This window comes from Corynebacterium sp. NPDC104732 (genome assembly GCF_055583565.1).
On record NZ_JBVJNS010000011.1, the window covers coordinates 15,642 to 34,609 of the forward strand.

An 18,968-nucleotide genomic window follows, 5' to 3' on the forward strand; every position below is an offset into this window, starting at 1 on the left:
CACTCTCCAGCTATGGGCAATTCTTCGTTTGTACACCTGCATAATCACACCGAATATTCCATGCTCGATGGAATGGCGAAGATTGACATGCTGGCCGACGAAGTGATCCGCCAAGGTATGCCCGCAGTTGGCATCACGGACCACGGCAACATGTATGGCTCCGACGCGTTTTACCGCAAGATGACCGAAGTGGGCATCAAACCAATCATCGGCATTGAGGCCTACTTGGCCCCGGAATCCCGCTTCAACAAGCAACGCGTGCGCTGGGGCGAGCCACACCAAAAGTCCGATGACGTCTCCGCCTCCGGCGCCTACTTGCACCAAACGATGCTGGCGGAAAACGTAGAGGGCTTGCGTAACCTGTTCTATCTGTCCTCCATGGCCTCCTATGAAGGTCAGCTGGGCAAGTGGCCTCGTATGGACGCCGAGATCATTGCGGAGCGGGCCTCCGGCATTATCGCCACCACCGGCTGCCCCTCCGGTGACGTACAGACCCGTCTCCGCCTAGGCCAGTTCAATGAGGCGCTCGAAGCGGCCGCGATGTGGCAGGACATCTACGGCAAGGACAACTACTTCCTAGAACTCATGGACCACGGGCTGGACATTGAACACCGGGTCCGCAACGAGCTCCTGGAAATCGGCCGTAAGCTGGACTTGCCACCACTGGTGACCAACGACTGTCACTACGTCCTCGAATCCCAGGCGCAGGCTCACGAAGCAATGCTCTGCGTGCAAACGGGCAAGACGCTTCACGATGAAGACCGATTCAAGTTCGATGGAACCGGATACTTCATCAAGACCGCGGCGGAAATGCGCGCAACCTGGGATCACATGGTTCCCGGCGCCTGTGACAACACACTACTGATCGCCGAGCGCGTTGAAGATTACAGCGAGGTGTGGGCCGAACATCCACACGATCGCATGCCCATCGCAGACGTGCCAGAGGGGGAAACCCCCACCTCGTGGCTGTACAAAGAAGTGATGCGAGGCCTGCAGGACAGGTTCCCAGGAAAGGATGTCCCGCAGGAATACATCGACCGTGCGAAGTACGAGATCGACGTCATTGACATGAAGGGGTACCCTTCGTACTTCCTCATCGTGGCGGAGCTGATCAAGCACGCACGCTCCATCGGTATTCGCGTGGGGCCGGGCCGTGGATCGGCTGCCGGTGCGCTGGTGGCTTACGCCCTCACCATCACCAACATTGACCCGATCGAACACGACCTGCTGTTCGAGCGCTTCCTCAACCCAGAGCGCCCCTCCGCACCCGATATCGATATTGACTTCGACGATCGTCGGCGTGGCGAAATGATCCGCTATGCGGCGGAACGCTGGGGCGAGGACAAGATTGCCCAGGTGATCACCTTCGGCACCGTGAAAACCAAGCAGGCGTTGAAAGACTCCGCACGCGTCCAGTTTGGTCAAGCCGGCTACCAAATCGCCGACCGCATCACCAAGGCGCTGCCGCCGGCTATCATGGCGAAGGACATCCCGCTGTCCGGCATCATGGATCCGGAGCACCCGCGCTATGGCGAAGCTGGTGAGGTGCGTAACCTCATCGAAACTGATCCTGACGTGCGGAAAATCTATGACACCGCGCGAGGGCTGGAGGGCGTCGTCAGGCAGGCGGGTGTGCATGCCTGTGCCGTCATTATGGCGTCCGTGCCACTGCTCGACTGCATCCCGATGTGGAAACGCCAGCAGGACGGTGCGCTGATCACCGGCTGGCCATACCCCGCCTGTGAGGCCATCGGCCTGCTGAAAATGGACTTCCTGGGGCTGCGTAACCTCACCGTCATTGGCGACGCCCTGGAAAACATCAAACGAAACCGCGGCATTGACCTTGACTTGGAAGGCCTGACCACGGAGGACGAGGAAACCTACAAACTCCTCGCACGCGGCGACACCCTGGGCGTGTTCCAGCTCGATGGTGGTGGCATGCGCGAGCTCCTCAAGCGCATGGAACCCACGGGATTCGACGACATCGTCGCCGCACTGGCGCTTTACCGACCGGGTCCGATGGGTGTAAACGCACACCTGGATTACGCCGACCGAAAAAACGGTCGCCAGGAAATTAAACCGATTCACCCCGAGCTCGAGGAGCCACTCAAGGACATCCTGGGCGATACCTACGGCCTGATTGTGTATCAGGAGCAGATCATGCGTATCTCCCAAAAGGTAGCCAATTACACCGCTGGTCAAGCAGACGGCTTCCGAAAAGCCATGGGTAAGAAGAAACCCGAGGTGCTGGCGAAGGAATTCGTCACCTTTGAATCTGGTATGAAGTCCAACGGGTTCTCCTCCGAGGCGATCAAAGCGCTGTGGGACACCATCGAACCGTTCGCAGCCTACGCGTTTAACAAATCCCACGCGGCAGGTTACGGCCTGGTATCCTTCTGGACCGGCTACCTCAAGGCCAACTACACCGCGGAATACATGGCGGCGCTGCTTACCTCGGTTTCGGACAAGAAAGACAAGTCTGCGATCTACCTCGCTGACTGTCGCCACCTCGGCATCAAGGTGATGCCGCCGGACGTTAACGAATCCGTGCTCGACTTCGTCGCAGTCGGAGAGGACATCCGCTTCGGGCTCGGGGCGGTGCGCAATGTCGGTGAAGACGTCGTGGAGTCCATCGTGGCCTCCCGCGCAGAAAAAGGACACTTCCGAGACTTCTCGGACTACTTGGACAAGATCGATACGCTGCCGTGCAGCAAGCGCGTGACCGAATCTCTGATCAAGGCCGGTGCCTTCGATTCGCTCGGGCATCCGCGCAAAGGTCTCATGCTGGTGCACGAGGACGCGGTCGACTCTGTTATCGCGACTAAGAAGGCAGCCGACAAAGGTCAGTTCGACCTCTTCGCGGGCTTTGGTGGTGAAGAAGCAGAAGCAGAAAAGTTCTTTGCAGTGCAGGTGCCGGATGAGAACTGGGACCGCAAGCACGAACTCGCTCTCGAACGAGAGATGTTGGGGCTGTACGTGTCTGGCCACCCGCTGGACGGGTTTGACGAAGCACTGGCCGCCCAGACCGATACCGCACTGACCACCATTTTGGGTGGCGAGCTCCGCCACGGAACTGAGGTGGTGATTGGTGGAATTATTTCGGCCGTCGATAGGCGCTTTAGCAAGAAAGACGGCTCCCCATGGGCAATCGTCACCGTGGAAGACCACAATGGCGCCTCGGTGGAACTGCTGGTCTTCAATAAGGTCTACAGCCTTGTAGCCACGCAGCTGGTAGAGGACAACATCATCTTGGCTAAGGCGCACATCTCCATCCGCGATGATCGCATGAGCCTGTTTTGTGATGACCTGAAAGCCCCAGAACTTGGGCCTGGCAATGGATCCGGTCTGCCACTGAAACTGGTAATGCGCACTGACCAGTGCACGATGGAAAACATCGCCCGCCTCAAGGAGGTGTTGCTTTCCAACGCTGGCGAGTCCGACGTGTACCTCAAGCTGGTTGATGGAGAAAACTCCACCATGATGGTGCTCGGGGAGCACCTACGGGTGAATCGCACCGGAAGTCTGATGGGGGATCTGAAAGCCACGATGGGGCCGGGGATCCTGGGGTAGCAGACCACCACACCCGCATACTTGAGACACCCGTCTCACTATGCGGGCGAGGTGGCGGGGTAGAATAATGCCATGACCGATCACGCAACGCAGGAAAAACAGCCTTACCCAGCAGAAACAACCGCCATCCGTGCGGCAGACATTCAATTGGCACAGGCACGAATTTCCGCGGTGATCGCTCCCACACCGCTGCAATATTGCCCCCGCTTGTCTGAGGCGACCGGCGCCCAGATCTATCTCAAACGCGAAGACCTGCAAGACGTCCGCTCCTACAAAATCCGCGGTGCTTACAACAGCATCGTGCAGCTTGACGACAACCAACGTGCAGCCGGAATTGTCGCCGCCTCCGCGGGCAACCACGCCCAAGGCGTGGCCTACGCCTGCAACGCCCTCGGCATCAAGGGGCGCATCTATGTCCCAGAATCCACCCCCAAGCAAAAGCTCAGCCGCATCCTGGTCCACGGCAAGGACTCGGTGGAGCTGAAACTGGTGGGCGCGAACTTTGATGAAGCGTCTGCTGCAGCTCGCGAAGATGCAGCCGCGACCGGAGCCACTTTGGTAGAACCCTTTGACGCCCGGGACACCATCATCGGCCAGGGCACCGTCGCGGCCGAAATCCTCTCGCAGCTCACCGCGCTCGGCAAGCATGCCGACGCCGTGGTTGTCCCCGTGGGCGGTGGTGGACTGTTGGCCGGTGTCTTGTCCTACCTGCACGACATGTCCCCCCGCACCGCGGTTATCGGCGCTGAGCCAGCCACCGCAGCATCGATGCAAGCGGCCCTGGACAACAACGGGCCAGTGACACTCAAGGACATTGACCCGTTCGTAGATGGTGCCGCTGTCAAGCGGGTTGGGGATTTGAACTACCAGGTCGTCGATAAGCAGCGGTCCCGCCTGCACATGCTCGCTATCTCCGAGGGGGCGGTGTGCACCGAAATGCTGGACCTGTACCAAAACGAGGGGATCGTGGCGGAACCCGCTGGTGCGCTGTCCGTCGCGGGCCTGAAAGCGATGTCCTTCAGCCCCGGCGACGTTATCGTCTGCATCATCTCCGGTGGTAACAACGACGTGCTGCGCTACAACGAAGTGGTGGAACGCTCCCTGGTCCACCAGGGCCTGAAGCACTACTTCCTGGTGAACTTCCCGCAAGAACCAGGCCAACTGCGCCACTTCCTCAGCGAGGTACTGGGCCCGGAGGACGACATCACCCGCTTCGAATACCTCAAGCGCAACAACCGCGACACCGGCGCCGCGCTGGTCGGCATCCAGCTAGGTAAGGCGAGCGAGCTGCCGGCCCTCCTGGAGCGCATGGACGCCTCCAAGATTTACTGTCAGCAGCTGCGCCCAGGCACCCCCGAATACGATTTCCTTACCTAAGGATCGCAAAACCCCAACCGTCCAAGGTGGTGTCGGTCTCCGATACCACCGGGTCGGTAAAGGAGTAGACCAGCTCGCCTCCGAACGGGACGGTTACTGACTCAGCGGAGAAATTCGCCACGAAGCGCACATCGTCGTAGCCGAACATCACCCACTGATCGCCATATTCCACTTCCATGTGCTCCAAGTAGGGGCGAGCTAGGCGGAGTTCGTGGCGCAGCTGGAGGAGGTGTCGGTAAGCGGCGTGGATTTCTTGTTGCTCCTCGGTGAACTCCCAGTCGAGGCGGGAACGTTCGAAGGTTTCCGCTGCACCTGGATCTGGGACCTCGGACGGGTTCCAACCACTGCGCTTGAACTCGTTCATACGGCCCTGACGCGTAAGCCGCAGCAACTCTGGGTCCGAGTGGGAGACGAAGAAACAAAACGGCGTTGTTGCACCGAATTCTTCGCCCATAAACAGCATCGGAGTGAAGGGGGAGCAGTACACCACGGCTGCCTTGAGTACCTGCTGTGCTGGCGACAGATTCATCGACGGGCGATCACCCTGCGCCCGGTTGCCCACCTGATCGTGCGTGGTGGTGTAGGTAACGAACTTCGACGCCGGCACAATCGTGGTGTCCAGCCGGCGACCGTGGGTGCGGCCACGGAACGTGGAGAACGTCTCTGCGTGGTAAAACACATTTTTCAGCGTTTCAGCGAGCACTTCGGTGCTGCCGAAGTCTGCATAGTAGGCGTGTTGCTCACCAGAAACCAGGGTGTGCAGGGCGTGGTGGACATCGTCGATCCACTGGCCATCGAGCCCATAGCCACCGGCTTGCTGCGCTCCCACCAGGCGCGGATCGTTCTGATCTGACTCCGCGATCAGCACCCGCGGGATACCCGTGGTGGCTTCGACCTCGTTCTTCAAATACGTCATCTGCTCCAGCAGCGGAATGGCGCCCGGATCCCACAGTGCGTGCACCGCATCGAGCCGGATACCGTCCGCGTGGAATTCCTCGAACCACATCCGGACCGCGTCGAGGATGTAGGAACGCACCGCGTCGGAGCCGAAACCGTTAAGGTTAATCAGCTCGCCCCAGCCCGTGTTGCCACCTTGGGTGTATGGGCCAAACATCCCGGTGTAGTTGCCCTCCGGGCCGAAGTGATTGAACACGCAGTCCAAGATCACTGCTAATCCGGCGTTGTGCGCGGCATCAATCAGGCGTTTCAGTCCGCGCCGGCCACCGTAACCTTCGTGGACAGCGTGCCACTGCACTCCGTCATAACCCCAGTTGCGATCACCGGCGAAGGGTTGCACCGGCATCAGTTCGATTGTGGTGATGCCGAGGTCCTTGAGATAGTCCAGCTTGGAGATCACTCCGTCGAAGGTTCCCTCCGGGGTGAATGTTCCCACGTGGAGTTCGTAAATGACTTGGGATGGCAGAATACGGCCGGTCCAGGAGTGATCAGTCCATTCGTAGGACTCGTCACTGACTTGGGAAAGCCCGTGCACGCCGTCGGGTTGTTCGGTGGTGCGTGGGTCAGGGACCACGGGTGACCAGGCTTCGCCGTCGTAAAGCGAAAAGCCATAGCGTTGGCCGGGCACCTTCGTTACGTCGCAGGACCACCAGCCCTGCTGGGTGGCAAACATGTCGGTGGCGGTGCCATCGACGTGGACGCGGACTTTGGTGGCGTTGGGTGCCCAGACTTCAAAAACAGACATATTACCTAGGCTAACGATTTTTCGCGCTGCGAGCAGCCGGTAAGGTGAGCTGCATGTACCTCACCGACCCCCACCCGGATGACTTTTCGGTTTTCGACGTCGCCCCAGTGGCCACCGTCGTCGTCCGGCGGCGGGCGGTCAGTGGGGCACAGGTGCCGCAGCTTTACGACGCCGCATTGGCCCGCATCTCCGCCGCCACCAAATTCGGCGACGTCATTGCGCATGGGCCACCTTTTAGCCTCTTTCGAAGCCTCGGCGACACCATGGACGTAGACATCGGTGTGCCCGGCGTGCTCACCGCTGTCGACCCGAACCTCCTCGTTTCGGAACTTCCCGGAGGCACCCTCGCCCGGCTCAGCTACCGCGGGCCCCAGGAACAGTTGCCACTAGCATGGGCGGAATTCAGCGCCCGGATCGCGGGTCAGGGCCTTGCTACCATCGGCCCCACCTGGGAAAGCTACGTCGACCACCCTCACAGAACGGACCTTTATAGCGTTGTTGCCTAACACATATTCCCGCCCGGTGACCGACGAGGTCTTCACCAGCGAGCTTGAGATCAAACGCTCCAAATTCCTGGGATTCATCACCCGCGCCACCGACGAAGCTCAGGCCCGGGACTTTATCGCCACCCTCAAATCTCGCTACCCAGACGCCCGGCATCACTGCAGCGCTTTCATCTACCATGTTCCCGACGCGAACCCCATCGAACGCTCCAGCGACGATGGCGAACCCTCCGGCACCGCGGGCCTGCCCATGCTTGACGTGCTCCGAGGCAGCGGGCTTCGCGACATAGTGGCCGTGAGCGTCCGCTACTTCGGGGGCATCAAACTCGGGACCGGGGGACTCGTACGCGCCTACTCAGACTCCGTCACCCAGACCCTCGCCTCCGTGAGAACTGTGGAACGAGCGCTGCGGGAGCTCTACCTCTTCTCCGTCGGCCATGATGTTGCCGGACGCCTCGACGCCGAGCTTCGCGGCCGGGGTTTCACCGTGGTAGATACCGCCTATGGCGCGCGCGTCGACTTCACCGTCGGCGTCGAACCAGGGCAGCGCCCGCTTCTCGACGCCTTCCTCGCCGAAGCAACCCACGGCGGAATCGCCTCGAAACTGATCGGCACCGAGTGGATTGAAGCACACTGCTAGAGTTAGTGCCATGACGATGCAACGCTACCCACGAAACCCCATCGAACAACGCAAGATGGCCGTGCGCAAATACAGTCGCAACGGCGTCATCGCTGTCACCTCTGGCCTCGCCGGTGGCACCGCGCTGTGGCTGCTGGCAGGAGCTGAAGCATTCCTCGTTCTCGGGCTCATCGTCGCCGTGGTCGGTGGTTTTGTGAACTACCGGCGCGTGCAGAAGATCGTCAACCACCGCGACGAATACTAAAACCCGTGTCATCCGCGCGCATTGACGCCTGGATTTGGGCAGTACGCATCGTCAAGACCCGCACAGCCGCGGCAGAAGCCTGCAAAGCCGGGCACGTCAAACTCAATGGAGTCGCGGTGAAACCCTCACAAACCGTGAGCCCGGGCGATCGCGTCCGAGTATGGGTGGACCACCGCCAATACGACGTGGAAGTTGTAGAAACCCTGCGTAAACGAGTCGGAGCACCCCTCGCGCGCGCAGCCTACATCGACCACTCACCACCACCGCCACCAAAAGAAATCATCGCATCGATCCCACGCCGAGACCGAGGGGCAGGGCGACCAACAAAACGAGAGCGTCGCGAGATCGACCGGCTCATGGGGCGTAGTTAGTAGTTTAGGGACGCGGAAATTTAGCGTACCGATGGGATTTTTCATGCGTGGATCGTCCCATCCGTACGCTCGATTTCGGGTGTTGCTGGGAGGGATCAAGCCTCTGGCCCACCACCCACATAGCATGACGCCTTCTTAGGGGTGCGGGGTTAAGTAGCACAATGTGTGTCTGGTCGGGGGTGCCGTTGGTCTTGCTTTTGGCCTGGTAGGTGGGCCCGGAGATAGGCACTCTTTTTGTTCCCTAGCTGCTTTTTCGCCGGCAGCGGATTGTTGTTTCTCGATGGTGTGTTGGTAGCGAGTCAGGAAAGTGTTCCCGGTGTGCCATCTCAACGTATGCGGGGCATCGGGGCCGGTTGGTAGAGAACGGTTGGTGGAGAATTCGAGAGGAAGTAGCGCCAAACCTAAACGTAGGTTGTTTTCCACTTGAACTCTCTACCAACTGTTGTAGACCTCTGGTGGTGTCGTTCCACCTGAGAATCGCGGCACCGGTCTTAGTCACCAGGTGCGACATTGAACAAGGGTTGTGCGGTTCTAAAAACTTTAGCGTGGAATCTAGACCGATTTAATCAGGTGTGCGCAGCCCAGGGCGCCGAAAGAAAAGCCGAAAGAAAAAAGGGGCCAGCTGGTATCGCTACATGTTCAGTCCCCAATGAGGTGGCGGGAAGTTAATGCCAAACTCGCGGAAGAAGTTAGCGATGGAAAGTGCCCATACGTGAATGAAGTCCGCGATCTGCGGGAATTGGTGCAGGAACGAGCCCATGCGAAGCACTCCTTGATTGTTGTAGCGGTGTTCGTTTCTTCCAACCTATCTTATTTTCCTACGATGCCGGCTTTAGTCATGGCCGCCAATCGCTTTTTTAGTCGTGCTTCGCGTTGCGCGGGGTGGTGTCCAGACGCATGTGTGCGTTCGATGTGCAGGGGGCCGAAGCGACGCAGCAGCAGGTCGTCGATAATGCGCACCTGCCCGGGGACGAATGGGTAGTTCAGGGCGGACTCCACTGCGTTGATGTCGGAGTCATCGAGGAGGTCGCGCAGCTCGCGGACAGTAGTGATGCCGTTGACCGCCAGGATCTCCTCCAACCAGCTGTAGTAGTCGGAGCGGGATCGTGGGAAGCGGTTGCCCACGAGCATGGCCAGCACCCCCGGCAACGTTTCCGCGGTGAGGTCAACCTCATCGGAAGCCAAGGGGGCCTCTCCCTGGATGCGGGCGATCTGGTCGAATTGTTGGTCGGCGAGTTCGATCAGCCCTGCTGCCAGGGTGAAGGCGCGGTCGATGCGGGGGTCGTGAGCATCAGCGCCCTTGTAGCGGATGTCGTGCTCGAACTCCGCCCACGCGTGCTGGAGCACCGTGCGCACCTGCACCTCAAAAGTGACACCGTGATACGCCGCCAGATAATCCGACGTGTCGGGTACCTGCACAATCAAGTGGTGGGAACCGTAGCCGAACCCGCCGGAGATGCGGGTCTCCGCCGTCTTATCCACACTTTTGAGGACCGTGAACTGTTTGCCCAGCACATCCAGCACCACCGGAATATCCGCGGAAAAATAGGTGGTGATGCGGATACCGACGATGTCTTTGATGTCTGTCCACGGGGAGGGGTAGCGGAAGGAACCGTCGTCCAGACGCTGCATTGCCTTTGATTTGAGTGAGCGCCACGTCTTGACCCGGGCGGCGACGCGGTCGAAGGACACGCCCGCATCAACGAGGATTTCTTCGATGGCGCCCCGAAAATCGCTCGCCAGGGAGGGGTTGGCCCGGAGCCACTCGTGGTAAGTAGCTCCGAGAGTCGCGATCCGCTTGTTGCTCATGTTATGAACGTACCAACAGGGCGGTGGGGGTGATGTCGAGGAGTTCCGCAACCGGCACCTCACCCGAATAGCTCCGCCCCGTGAGCTGCTCCTGCCACTGGCCTTCCGGCAGCGTGAGGGTCGTGTCCGCCCAGCCGCCGCCACGCTCCAACTGGATTGGCTTGCGGGTAGCCACAGCAATCACGCGCAGATCGCGCTGCGACGTACCGCGCGCCATGGCCACCAGGTGCGACTCCATCGACCCCACGGCATACACCGCCTGGTAATCGCCCCCCACGAAGCTTTCTGGATGGTTCTGACGCGTCTGCAGCGCCGCGTGAACCACGGCTAGCTTCGTTAGGTCGTCGTCCCCAGAGTGTTCCGCGGTGAGCGGGCCCGACTCCTGCAACATCGCCAGCTTCTGGCTCCGGGAGGTGTAGTCCACGAACTGGCGGTTATCCGGATCCACCAGCGTATCGAGGAAAAATTCGTTGCCCTGGTAAATGTCAGGCACGCCGGCGCCGATGAGCTGCAGCATCTTTCGTCCCAGCGAGATGGAGACAGAGGCTGGGGCGATAGTCTCCACGAAGGCGCTGAGGTGCGCCGTAGCCGGGCCGTCAAACAGCGCGTCAATCCAGTGCGAGATGGCCTCTTCAAAGGACGCGTCAGGTTCCGTCCACGTGGTGTGTACACCAGCCTCACGAATCGCCTTCAACGCGTACGCCTGGAAGCGCTCCCGCAGCGAATCCGACGGTGTGCCTTCCGCAGGCCACACACCGATCAGGTTCTGAAGCAGGAAATGGCCGGTGGCGCCGTCCGGCGGCGGGGTGATGGCAGTGATCTTGTTGACGCATTCCGCGAACTCGCTCGGCACCTCAGAGATTTCGATGATTCGGCTGCGGACATCTTCGCCACGCTTCGTATCGTGAGTGGACAGCGTCGTCATGGTGCGTGGCCACAGCAGCGAACGTTCGTTTTGCACCATGTGGAACTCCGCTGCCGAGACACCGAAGCGACCCGGAGCGCCACCCACTTCCTGGAGCGCGACCAGGCGGGATGCGCGGTAGAACATTTTGTCTTCCACGCCTTTAGCCATGACGGCGCCACAGACCTGTGCGAAGCGGGTGGCGGCTTCGCCGTCGACAAGCAGTGCAGCGGCGATGATGTCGAGGGCATCGCGGCGGGATGGGAAGCGTTGCACCATCTCGGCGATCACGGTGGCAGTGACGCGGGACAGGGAGATGTAGTCGGCGCGGTACACCGGCATGAAGGCGACGAGCTCGACGATGGTGTCGATGAGCTGCTCGTCGGAGACGTGTGGGCCTGCGGTGGAGAAGTTGTCGCGGCGCATGGCCCGCGCTAATCGACGCACTTCCGCCCCCAACTCGCTCTCGGCCACCTCCCGTTTCAGGGAGTGCTCGTTAGCGACGAGAGAGGCCTGATCCCACGGGGAACCGGTGTGCTGCATAGCCAGCATAGACAGGGTGTCCACGCCCTCGCGGGCGACGAAGACACCGTCGAACTCGCGAAGAGCATCGTAACCTGTGGTGCCGTCGACGCTGAGGCGGGGATCCAGCGGTTCTTCCACGCCGAGGATCTTTTCGATGATCAGCCAACGATCAGGGCCAATGACCTCTCGTAGGCGGGTGATGTACCCGAAGGGGTTGGCTAGACCGTCAGGGTGATCCACGCGGACACCGTCGATCAGATCCAGCGCTACCAGCTCGCGGAGCACCTGGTGGGTGTGTTCGAAAACGAGTGGGTCTTCCTGCCGCAAGCCCGCCAGGCCGTTCACAGAGAAGAAGCGACGGTAGCCGATGACTCCGTCACGCCAATACATCAGACGGTAGGACTGCTGCTCGTAGACCTCGCGTGGGTCGTCGCCCTCCGTACCAGGCCGGACCGGGAAGATGTGGTCAAAGTAACGCAGGACCTGTTGGTCCTCGTACGTATCAAGGGTGAGCTTGTCTTCATCTCCGGCAGAACCCAACACCGGGAGGCCAAGTTTTCCTCCGGCGCCGTTGTCCTCATGCCAATCAATGTCAAAGAAGTGCTCGTATTGGGAATCCTTGCCGTTGCGCAGCACATCCCACCACCACGGGTTGAGTTCTGGCTGAGCGATGCCCACGTGGTTTGGAACGATATCGATGATCACACCCATCCCCAAGGAATGGGCCTTTTCCGCCAGGGCAGTAAAGCCCTCCATGCCACCGAACTCCGGGTTGATGGTGGTTGGATCGGTGACGTCGTATGAGTGGTTAGACTCCGGGAGCGCGGTCAGAATCGGGGACAGGTAGACGTGGGACACCCCGAGCTGATTGAGGTAATCCAGCTGCGCCGTGGCCTCCGCGAAGCTGAACGCCCGCCCTGATTCGTCAGCCTTGGGGCCGCGCAGTTGAAAGCGGTAGGTGGCAGTAATGGGGCGTCGCATAGTGCTAACTCACTTCTCCTGAAATAGTCGTGTACCGCATTAAGTCTAGGGAGAAATACGTGCCCGCGCCGATTGTTCCACCGCCACAGTCACGCGCGGTTCCTTCGCTGGCTCCTCATCCCACAGCCCAAGCGTGACCGGAAAGCCCTGGTGAAATGACAAATCTGTAAAGGAATAGTCGGAGTCCACAGTCACACCCAGGCTGTGCAGTGTCGGGGCTAGTTCCGCACTGAGCACAGGGCCACATGTGGCGACCACACAGTCCTCGGATAGACAGTGAAACACCGCGTCTGTCGTGCCAAAGACTTGGCACGCTGCCGCATGCAGTCGGGTAAACAACAACGGGTGGCCGAGCCACTCCGACGCGGTCCCGGCTTTGGGGCGGATCTGAATGGTACGTGGCAGTCGCGGATCATGGAGATGCCGGACCAAAAAGCTGCAACCGAAATCATCGCTTGCGGCGTCGAGAAGCCGACGTGCGGTGGCATTCCATGCCGTGAGCGTCGTGAGGCCGTGCGCGGATAATTCGCCATGGCCGAGTGGCCGCCCGCCCTGGTGTAGCACTGTGCGGATGTCTTCCGACAGCGCGACCGTCGCGGGAGCTGCGGAAAAACCAGAGCAGCCGAGCGTGGCGAGGTCAAGGTCTGTGGTGCGGCGCAATCCTAACGAAAGTTCGAGTGTCACTTAAACCCCCAATTAAGCGAAAAACTGTCTCACTTATATAGACTGCCACACCCGGCTAAAAGGTTCCATTGGAGGAAGAAAAAATTTTTAAAACGGGGGTTGTTCATTGAGCCCCAGCGCCTCATAAAGCCGGTCCCGATCCCACAACGAGATCTCCTGCCCCTGAGCCATCAGCTCCTCGGCACGCTTTTGCTTGGATGTGACTGTCGCCCACGGTCCGCACACCACGATGGTGGTTTTCTTTGTCACATTCTTGCCTACGGAGCCACCACGCTCGGCGATCCTATCCCACAAATCACCCTTCTCAAACGGGGCAAAATCACCGGTCAACGTGACATTCTGGCCGAAGAGCGGGCCAGCAGGATCGGCATCGGGATTCGGGTCTGGAATCACCTCCGGGGTGGCCACTCGGGCCCACGGCGCCGACCTACCTGTGTCCCGGGGACGAGGCGTGGCATCCGAAACTGGAGACTCCTTGGTCTCCGGAGCCAGCCCCAACTTGGTACGCTGCACGGCAACACCTGCGCCACTACGATCCCGCAGCACCGGGTACACCCGGTGTGGTTCCAGCAGCCCCATGGTGAAGCCACGGCTAAAACACATGTCCACGAAACTTCCAGTGAAGCCATCGCGCCGGGCCAGCGCCACCGCGATACCACCGCACGCAGCAGCGTCCGCGGTTGCGTCATGGTGCTTGGTCAGCTCAACCCCCAGGCCACTGGCAACGGTGGGCAGGCGGTTGTTGTCAAAACCTAACTGCGCAGCTCGCGCCATCAGCAGAGTACAACCGAACACAAATCGAGGTGGGGTGATGCCACAGGCCATGCTCGCGCGGGAGAGCGCAGTGAAATCGAACTGGGCGTTGTGCGCCACCATCGGCAGCTCGCCTACAAAGTCGGTGAGCTCAGTCAGCCGTTGGGGGAAAGCCGGAGCGGACTCCACATCAGTTTGCGTTATGCCGTGGATGGCAACATTGTCGGGATCGAAGTGCTCGAGCCCTGGTGGCGGGGAGACGAACCAAGACACCGAGTCGGTGGGGAGGCCGTCCTGGAAGCGCACCGCGCCGATCTGGCAGATGGAACCCCAGTCCGCATTCGCGGTTTCGACATCGAAGGCGACGAAGTTCAACCCAGGGACGGAACCCGAGGACGGGATCGTCTCGCCGGATAACGCCGCCTCCACGGCTGCACAGAACTCCTGGGCGTTCGAGGCCTGACCAGGGCTGAAGGTGACGTCGATTCCCACCCCGAGCAACGTCACCCGACCCCCGAGCACGCTGGTGGGGGCCACCACTTCAGTGCCAGTGACCTCGGCGAGCGAGATGCTGCGCGACTGAAACTGCAATGCAGTGAGCAGCGGAGAATAGTGCACATCCACACTGGTAGGGGTGACATTGAGGTGGGCACCGTGCGCTGCGATCACTGCTTCATCACTTTCGAGTTGAGCCGGCCAAGAGGACTACAGTGAGTCTACTTGGCTGCGTCAGCTTCCGGAGAAACTGGCTCCTCTGCTTCCACCGGCTCCGGTGGGGTCATTTGCTTCAGCAGCATGACACTGCGGCCGGGAACCACCAGGTGTCCTGAGGCTTGGTAGATCTCTTCATCAGCCGGGATACCGGTCTTATCGGTGGTATCGATCTGCAGTTTCCAGCTTCCGCCCAAGGCAGAATTCGGCAGGGTGAAATCGATGTCCTCGTGGTAGGCGTTGAAGCACAGCAAGTAGGAATCGTCGGTGACACGTTGGCCACGCTCGTCCGGTTCCGCGATGGCGTTTCCGTTGAGGTACACCATGATAGATTTGCCGGAGGTAAAACCCCAGTCGTCCTGCGTCATCAGACGCCCTTCAGGGGTGAGCCATGCGATGTCGCGCTCCGGCATGTTATCGCCAAGCGGGCCACCGGCGAGGAAGCGACGACGGCGGAACACTGGGTGGTCGCGGCGGATTTCCAGCAGACGTTTGGTGAACGCCACCAGGTCTGCATTTTCTTCCACCTGGTCCCAGTTGATCCACGACAGCTCGGAATCCTGACAGTAGACGTTGTTGTTGCCCTGCTGGGTGCGGCCCATTTCGTCGCCGTGGGCGATCATCGGGGTGCCCTGTGAGAGCAGCAACGTGGTGAGGAAGTTGCGGCGCTGCTGGGCGCGCAACTGCTGGATCTCCGGATCGTCGGTGGGGCCCTCCACGCCACAGTTCCAGGATCGGTTGTGGGATTCGCCGTCGCGCCCGTCCTCACCGTTGGCCATGTTGTGCTTCTCGTTGTAGCTGACCAGGTCATTGAGGGTGAAGCCGTCGTGGGCGGTAACAAAGTTAATGGACGCGGTTGGTCGACGACCATTGTTGGCGTAGAGGTCCGACGAGCCGGTCAGTCGGGAAGCAAACTCGCCCAGGGTGGCAGGTTCACCGCGCCAGAAATCGCGCATGGTGTCACGGTACTTACCGTTCCACTCGGTCCACAGCGGTGGGAAGTTACCCACCTGGTAGCCGCCCTCGCCAATGTCCCACGGCTCTGCGATCAGCTTGACCTGGGACACGATCGGATCCTGCTGCACGAGGTCGAAGAACGCCGAGAGGCGGTCAACGTCGTGGAGTTCACGAGCCAGGGTAGAGGCGAGGTCGAAGCGGAAACCGTCGACGTGCATCTCAGAGACCCAGTAGCGCAAGGAGTCCATGATCAGCTGCAAGGAGTGCGGGTGGCGCACGTTCAGCGAGTTACCAGTGCCGGTGTAGTCCATGTAGTGGCGCTTGTCGGAGTCCACCAGGCGGTAGTAGGCAGCGTTATCGATGCCGCGGAACGCGATGGTGGGGCCCATGTGGTTGCCCTCGGCGGTGTGGTTGTACACCACGTCCAGGATCACTTCGATGCCTGCTTCGTGGAAGGCGCGCACCATACCCTTGAATTCGGACACGGCGCCGCCAGGCTTGGTGGCCGCTGCGTAGTCCTGGTGCGGTGCGAAGAACCCGAAGGTGTTGTACCCCCAGTAGTTGCGCAGCCCCAGCTCGCGCAGGCGATCGTCCTGCAGGAACTGGTGCACCGGCATGAGCTCGATGGCGGTCACCCCCAGGTCCTTGAGGTAGTTGATGATGGCCGGGTGCGCCAAACCAGCGTAGGTGCCGCGCAGCTGCTCCGGGACGTCCGGGTGCGTCATGGTCATGCCCTTGACGTGTGCCTCGTAGATCACGGTCTCGTGGTACGGGGTCTTGGGGGAGCGGTCATTGGCCCAGTCGAAGAAGGGGTTAATCACCACAGAGCGCATGGTGTGGTGCAGGCTGTCTTCGGTGTTGCGGGCGTTCGGATCATCAGGGTTGGTGATGTCGTAGCTAAACAGCGAGGGGTGGCCGTCGAACTTGCCGTCGAAGGCCTTAGCGTACGGGTCTACCAGAAGTTTTGTTGGGTCGCAGCGGTGGCCGTTTGCTGGGTCGTACGGGCCATACACGCGGTAGCCGTAGCGTTGGCCTGGCTGGACGCCTGGCAGGTAGCAGTGCCAAATGTGGGCGTCGACTTCTTCGAGTTCGATGCGTTCTTCGTTCTGCTCACGGTCAATGAGGCAGAGTTCGACCTTCTCTGCGATATCGGAAAAGAGGGCGAAGTTGGTGCCGGCGCCGTCGTAGGTAGAGCCAAGCGGGTATGCGTCTCCCGGCCAGATCTGTCGGACATTGCCATTTTGTTGAGTCATGCTCAACACCTTACTTAACGTTGCACCGAAACTCCGGACATGATGAGCGACAGGCCGTCAGTAAAATCACGCGCCGACTGCGCAGCGGGCACCCCTGGGCGGTCCAGCGCGGCATCCATCTGCTGGCGCGACTGCTCATGCAACGTGGCTCCGACGGTAAAGTTCAGGAGCGTGCCCGCCGCCACCCGTGCCCGCTCGGAGGAAGCGTTTTCGGTGGTGAGGGCGTCGATAAGCGCAGCAATGATGCGCTCAGTGATGTCACCGACGGGCAAGGCGGCACCGACCACCTCAGCGCCGTCGCGGTGCCGAATCATGGCTGCGCGGAGCACCTCGCACAGCTCGGAGGCGCTGTGCTTGCCGACGGCGATAGCCTCCCATACGGGTGAAAGAATCTCCTCTGCGATGGCTTCGATCAGCGACTGCTTATTAGGGATATGCCAGTAGAGCGCGCCGGGCACCACCTCGAGGTGTTTTGCGAGTCGGCGCATGGTCATGTCCGCCAGCCCGTAGGAATCGAGGATGTCAATGGCTGCGCTAATGATGCTCTCTCGGGTTAACTGCACGACCTCCACAATAGAACTCGCGCGACAAAAAGTGTTGTTACCCCCTTTCTTTTGAACGGCGTTTAAGGTGCGGTGTAGTGTGAGCCTATACACAACAAGCCCGCACGATGTGCTGACCAACGTGATTGTAAGGAACGTGACCTACCATGACCACCGTCCAGAATGACATCCTTGACCTTGCCCGCGAAAAGGTTCTCGAGCGAGGCGAAGGCCTGAACAAGGAAGAAACCCTCGCGGTACTCCAGCTGGACGACGATCGCATCCCTGAACTGCTGGAACTGGCGCACGAAGTCCGCCTGAAGTGGTGTGGTGAAGAAGTGGAGATGGAAGGCATCATCTCCCTAAAAACCGGTGGCTGCCCAGAAGATTGCCACTTCTGCTCCCAGTCCGGCCTGTTCGACTCTCCAGTGCGCTCCGCATGGCTTGACATCCCTGCCCTCGTGGACGCTGCCAAGCAGACCGCCAAGACCGGCGCCACCGAGTTCTGCATCGTCGCGGCTGTCAAGGGGCCGGACGAGAACCTGATGCAGCAGCTGGAAAACGCCGTCGCAGCGATCAAGTCCGAAGTGGATATTGAGGTCGCAGCCTCCATCGGCATCCTGACCCAGGAGCAGGTCGACCGCCTGGCCAAGGCCGGCGTCCACCGCTACAACCACAACCTGGAAACCGCCCGGTCCTTCTTCCCGAACGTGGTCACCACCCACAGCTGGGAATCACGCCGCGAAACCCTCGACATGGTGGCCAAAGCAGGTATGGAAGTGTGCTCCGGTGGCATCCTCGGCATGGGGGAAACCCTGGAACAGCGAGCCGAGTTTGCGCAGGACCTGGCAGAACTGAACCCTACCGAAGTGCCTATGAACTTCCTTGATCCGCGCCCAGGCACCCCATTCGCTGACCGGGAAGTCATGCCGGCCCAGGACGCCCTCCGCGCGATCGGCGCCTTCCGCCTGGCGCTGCCTAAGACCATCCTGCGCTTTGCCGGTGGCCGTGAGCTCACCCTGGGTGACCTCGGTGTCGAGCAAGGTCTGCTCGGTGGCATCAACGCCATCATCGTTGGCAACTACCTCACCACCTTGGGGCGCCCGCAGGAGCAGGACCTGGACATGATGGGCAAGCTGCGCCTGCCGATCAAGGCTCTGAACGCTACCGTCTAACCGCAGATGAAAACTCCCGAAAGCACTGAGCTGTTGGAAGCGCTGCTCACCGGGGCAGCGCCGATCTACCATCCCAACACTGGCGAGAAAATCCCAGAGGACGGGGAGCTGACAGTCACTCTGTCACCGAGCGCCCGCGCTGGCTTGGAAGCGCCACGCTACTGCCAAATCTGCGGGCGCCGGATCGTCGTGCAGATCCGCCCCGATGGCTGGGACGCCATTTGCTCCCGCCATGGCGCTGTCGATTCGAAATACCTGGAACGCTAA

The 18,968-nt window shown here is 60.5% G+C and carries 16 protein-coding genes; 8 read left to right on the forward strand and 8 right to left on the reverse strand.

The genetic code is table 11. The features are described 5' to 3' along the window. Positions 1 to 12: 12 nt before the first annotated feature. On the forward strand, positions 13 to 3,570 hold the full coding sequence (gene dnaE / locus ACZ6ZO_RS08915) for a DNA polymerase III subunit alpha (protein ID WP_465291987.1): 3,558 nt from the start codon (positions 13 to 15) through the stop codon (positions 3,568 to 3,570). A 72-nt stretch (positions 3,571 to 3,642) separates the two neighbouring features. Beyond that, positions 3,643 to 4,947 carry a threonine ammonia-lyase IlvA gene (gene ilvA, locus ACZ6ZO_RS08920; protein ID WP_182386453.1) on the forward strand — a complete coding sequence of 435 codons (1,305 nt, stop codon included), beginning with the start codon at positions 3,643 to 3,645 and terminating at the stop codon, positions 4,945 to 4,947. Here the strand turns inward: ilvA and treZ are convergent. Further along, positions 4,940 to 6,649 carry a malto-oligosyltrehalose trehalohydrolase gene (gene treZ, locus ACZ6ZO_RS08925; RefSeq protein ID WP_465291989.1) on the reverse strand — a complete coding sequence of 570 codons (1,710 nt, stop codon included), beginning with the start codon at positions 6,647 to 6,649 and terminating at the stop codon, positions 4,940 to 4,942. The genes ilvA and treZ overlap by 8 nt on opposite strands. A 53-nt stretch (positions 6,650 to 6,702) precedes the next feature. Between treZ and ACZ6ZO_RS08930 the strand changes: the two genes are divergently transcribed. Genes ACZ6ZO_RS08930 through ACZ6ZO_RS08945 form a run of 4 tightly spaced genes read left to right on the forward strand, consistent with a single transcriptional unit; the run spans position 6,703 to position 8,407 of the window. Beyond that, positions 6,703 to 7,155: a GyrI-like domain-containing protein gene (locus ACZ6ZO_RS08930; protein WP_465291991.1), complete on the forward strand. Its 453-nt coding sequence runs from the start codon at positions 6,703 to 6,705 to the stop codon at positions 7,153 to 7,155. Continuing rightward, complete coding sequence (locus tag ACZ6ZO_RS08935) at positions 7,148 to 7,792, forward strand: YigZ family protein (protein WP_465291993.1); 645 nt, start codon at positions 7,148 to 7,150, stop codon at positions 7,790 to 7,792. The genes ACZ6ZO_RS08930 and ACZ6ZO_RS08935 overlap by 8 nt, the downstream gene beginning before the upstream one ends. A 10-nt stretch (positions 7,793 to 7,802) precedes the next feature. Further along, entirely contained in the window at positions 7,803 to 8,036 is a 234-nt protein-coding gene (locus ACZ6ZO_RS08940) for a hypothetical protein (RefSeq protein ID WP_465291995.1), read from the forward strand. A 5-nt stretch (positions 8,037 to 8,041) separates the two neighbouring features. Next, on the forward strand, positions 8,042 to 8,407 hold the full coding sequence (locus ACZ6ZO_RS08945; RefSeq protein ID WP_343159592.1) for an RNA-binding S4 domain-containing protein: 366 nt from the start codon (positions 8,042 to 8,044) through the stop codon (positions 8,405 to 8,407). A gap of 631 nt (positions 8,408 to 9,038) precedes the next feature. Here ACZ6ZO_RS08945 and ACZ6ZO_RS08950 read toward each other — a convergent pair. The 7 genes from ACZ6ZO_RS08950 to ACZ6ZO_RS08980 form a co-directional block, all read right to left on the reverse strand. Beyond that, positions 9,039 to 9,167, reverse strand: a complete 129-nt coding sequence (locus ACZ6ZO_RS08950; RefSeq protein WP_256435297.1) for a hypothetical protein — start codon at positions 9,165 to 9,167, stop codon at positions 9,039 to 9,041. 50 nt (positions 9,168 to 9,217) lie between these two features. Further along, entirely contained in the window at positions 9,218 to 10,216 is a 999-nt protein-coding gene (locus ACZ6ZO_RS08955; RefSeq protein WP_182386448.1) for a GTP pyrophosphokinase, read from the reverse strand. A gap of 1 nt (position 10,217) precedes the next feature. Then, a complete protein-coding gene (treY, locus tag ACZ6ZO_RS08960; protein ID WP_465291998.1) occupies positions 10,218 to 12,626 on the reverse strand; it encodes a malto-oligosyltrehalose synthase in 2,409 nt (802 codons plus the stop codon). Positions 12,627 to 12,671: 45 nt separating this feature from the next. Then, a complete protein-coding gene (locus ACZ6ZO_RS08965) occupies positions 12,672 to 13,310 on the reverse strand; it encodes a hypothetical protein (RefSeq protein WP_465292000.1) in 639 nt (212 codons plus the stop codon). Between the two features lie 87 nt (positions 13,311 to 13,397). Next, entirely contained in the window at positions 13,398 to 14,732 is a 1,335-nt protein-coding gene (locus ACZ6ZO_RS08970) for an exonuclease domain-containing protein (RefSeq protein ID WP_465292002.1), read from the reverse strand. Between the two features lie 47 nt (positions 14,733 to 14,779). Further along, positions 14,780 to 16,984: a glycogen debranching protein GlgX gene (gene glgX, locus ACZ6ZO_RS08975; RefSeq protein WP_465292004.1), complete on the reverse strand. Its 2,205-nt coding sequence runs from the start codon at positions 16,982 to 16,984 to the stop codon at positions 14,780 to 14,782. 14 nt (positions 16,985 to 16,998) lie between these two features. After that, positions 16,999 to 17,547, reverse strand: a complete 549-nt coding sequence (locus ACZ6ZO_RS08980; RefSeq protein WP_465292006.1) for a TetR family transcriptional regulator — start codon at positions 17,545 to 17,547, stop codon at positions 16,999 to 17,001. Between the two features lie 146 nt (positions 17,548 to 17,693). On the opposite strand from ACZ6ZO_RS08980, the gene bioB reads away from it, so the two are divergent. Both bioB and bsaP read left to right on the forward strand, forming a co-directional pair. Then, positions 17,694 to 18,701, forward strand: a complete 1,008-nt coding sequence (bioB, locus tag ACZ6ZO_RS08985) for a biotin synthase BioB (RefSeq protein ID WP_182386442.1) — start codon at positions 17,694 to 17,696, stop codon at positions 18,699 to 18,701. Between the two features lie 6 nt (positions 18,702 to 18,707). Continuing rightward, the gene (bsaP, locus tag ACZ6ZO_RS08990; RefSeq protein WP_182386441.1) at positions 18,708 to 18,968 is read left to right on the forward strand and encodes a biotin synthase auxiliary protein BsaP; all 261 of its coding nucleotides are present in this window, start codon (positions 18,708 to 18,710) and stop codon (positions 18,966 to 18,968) included.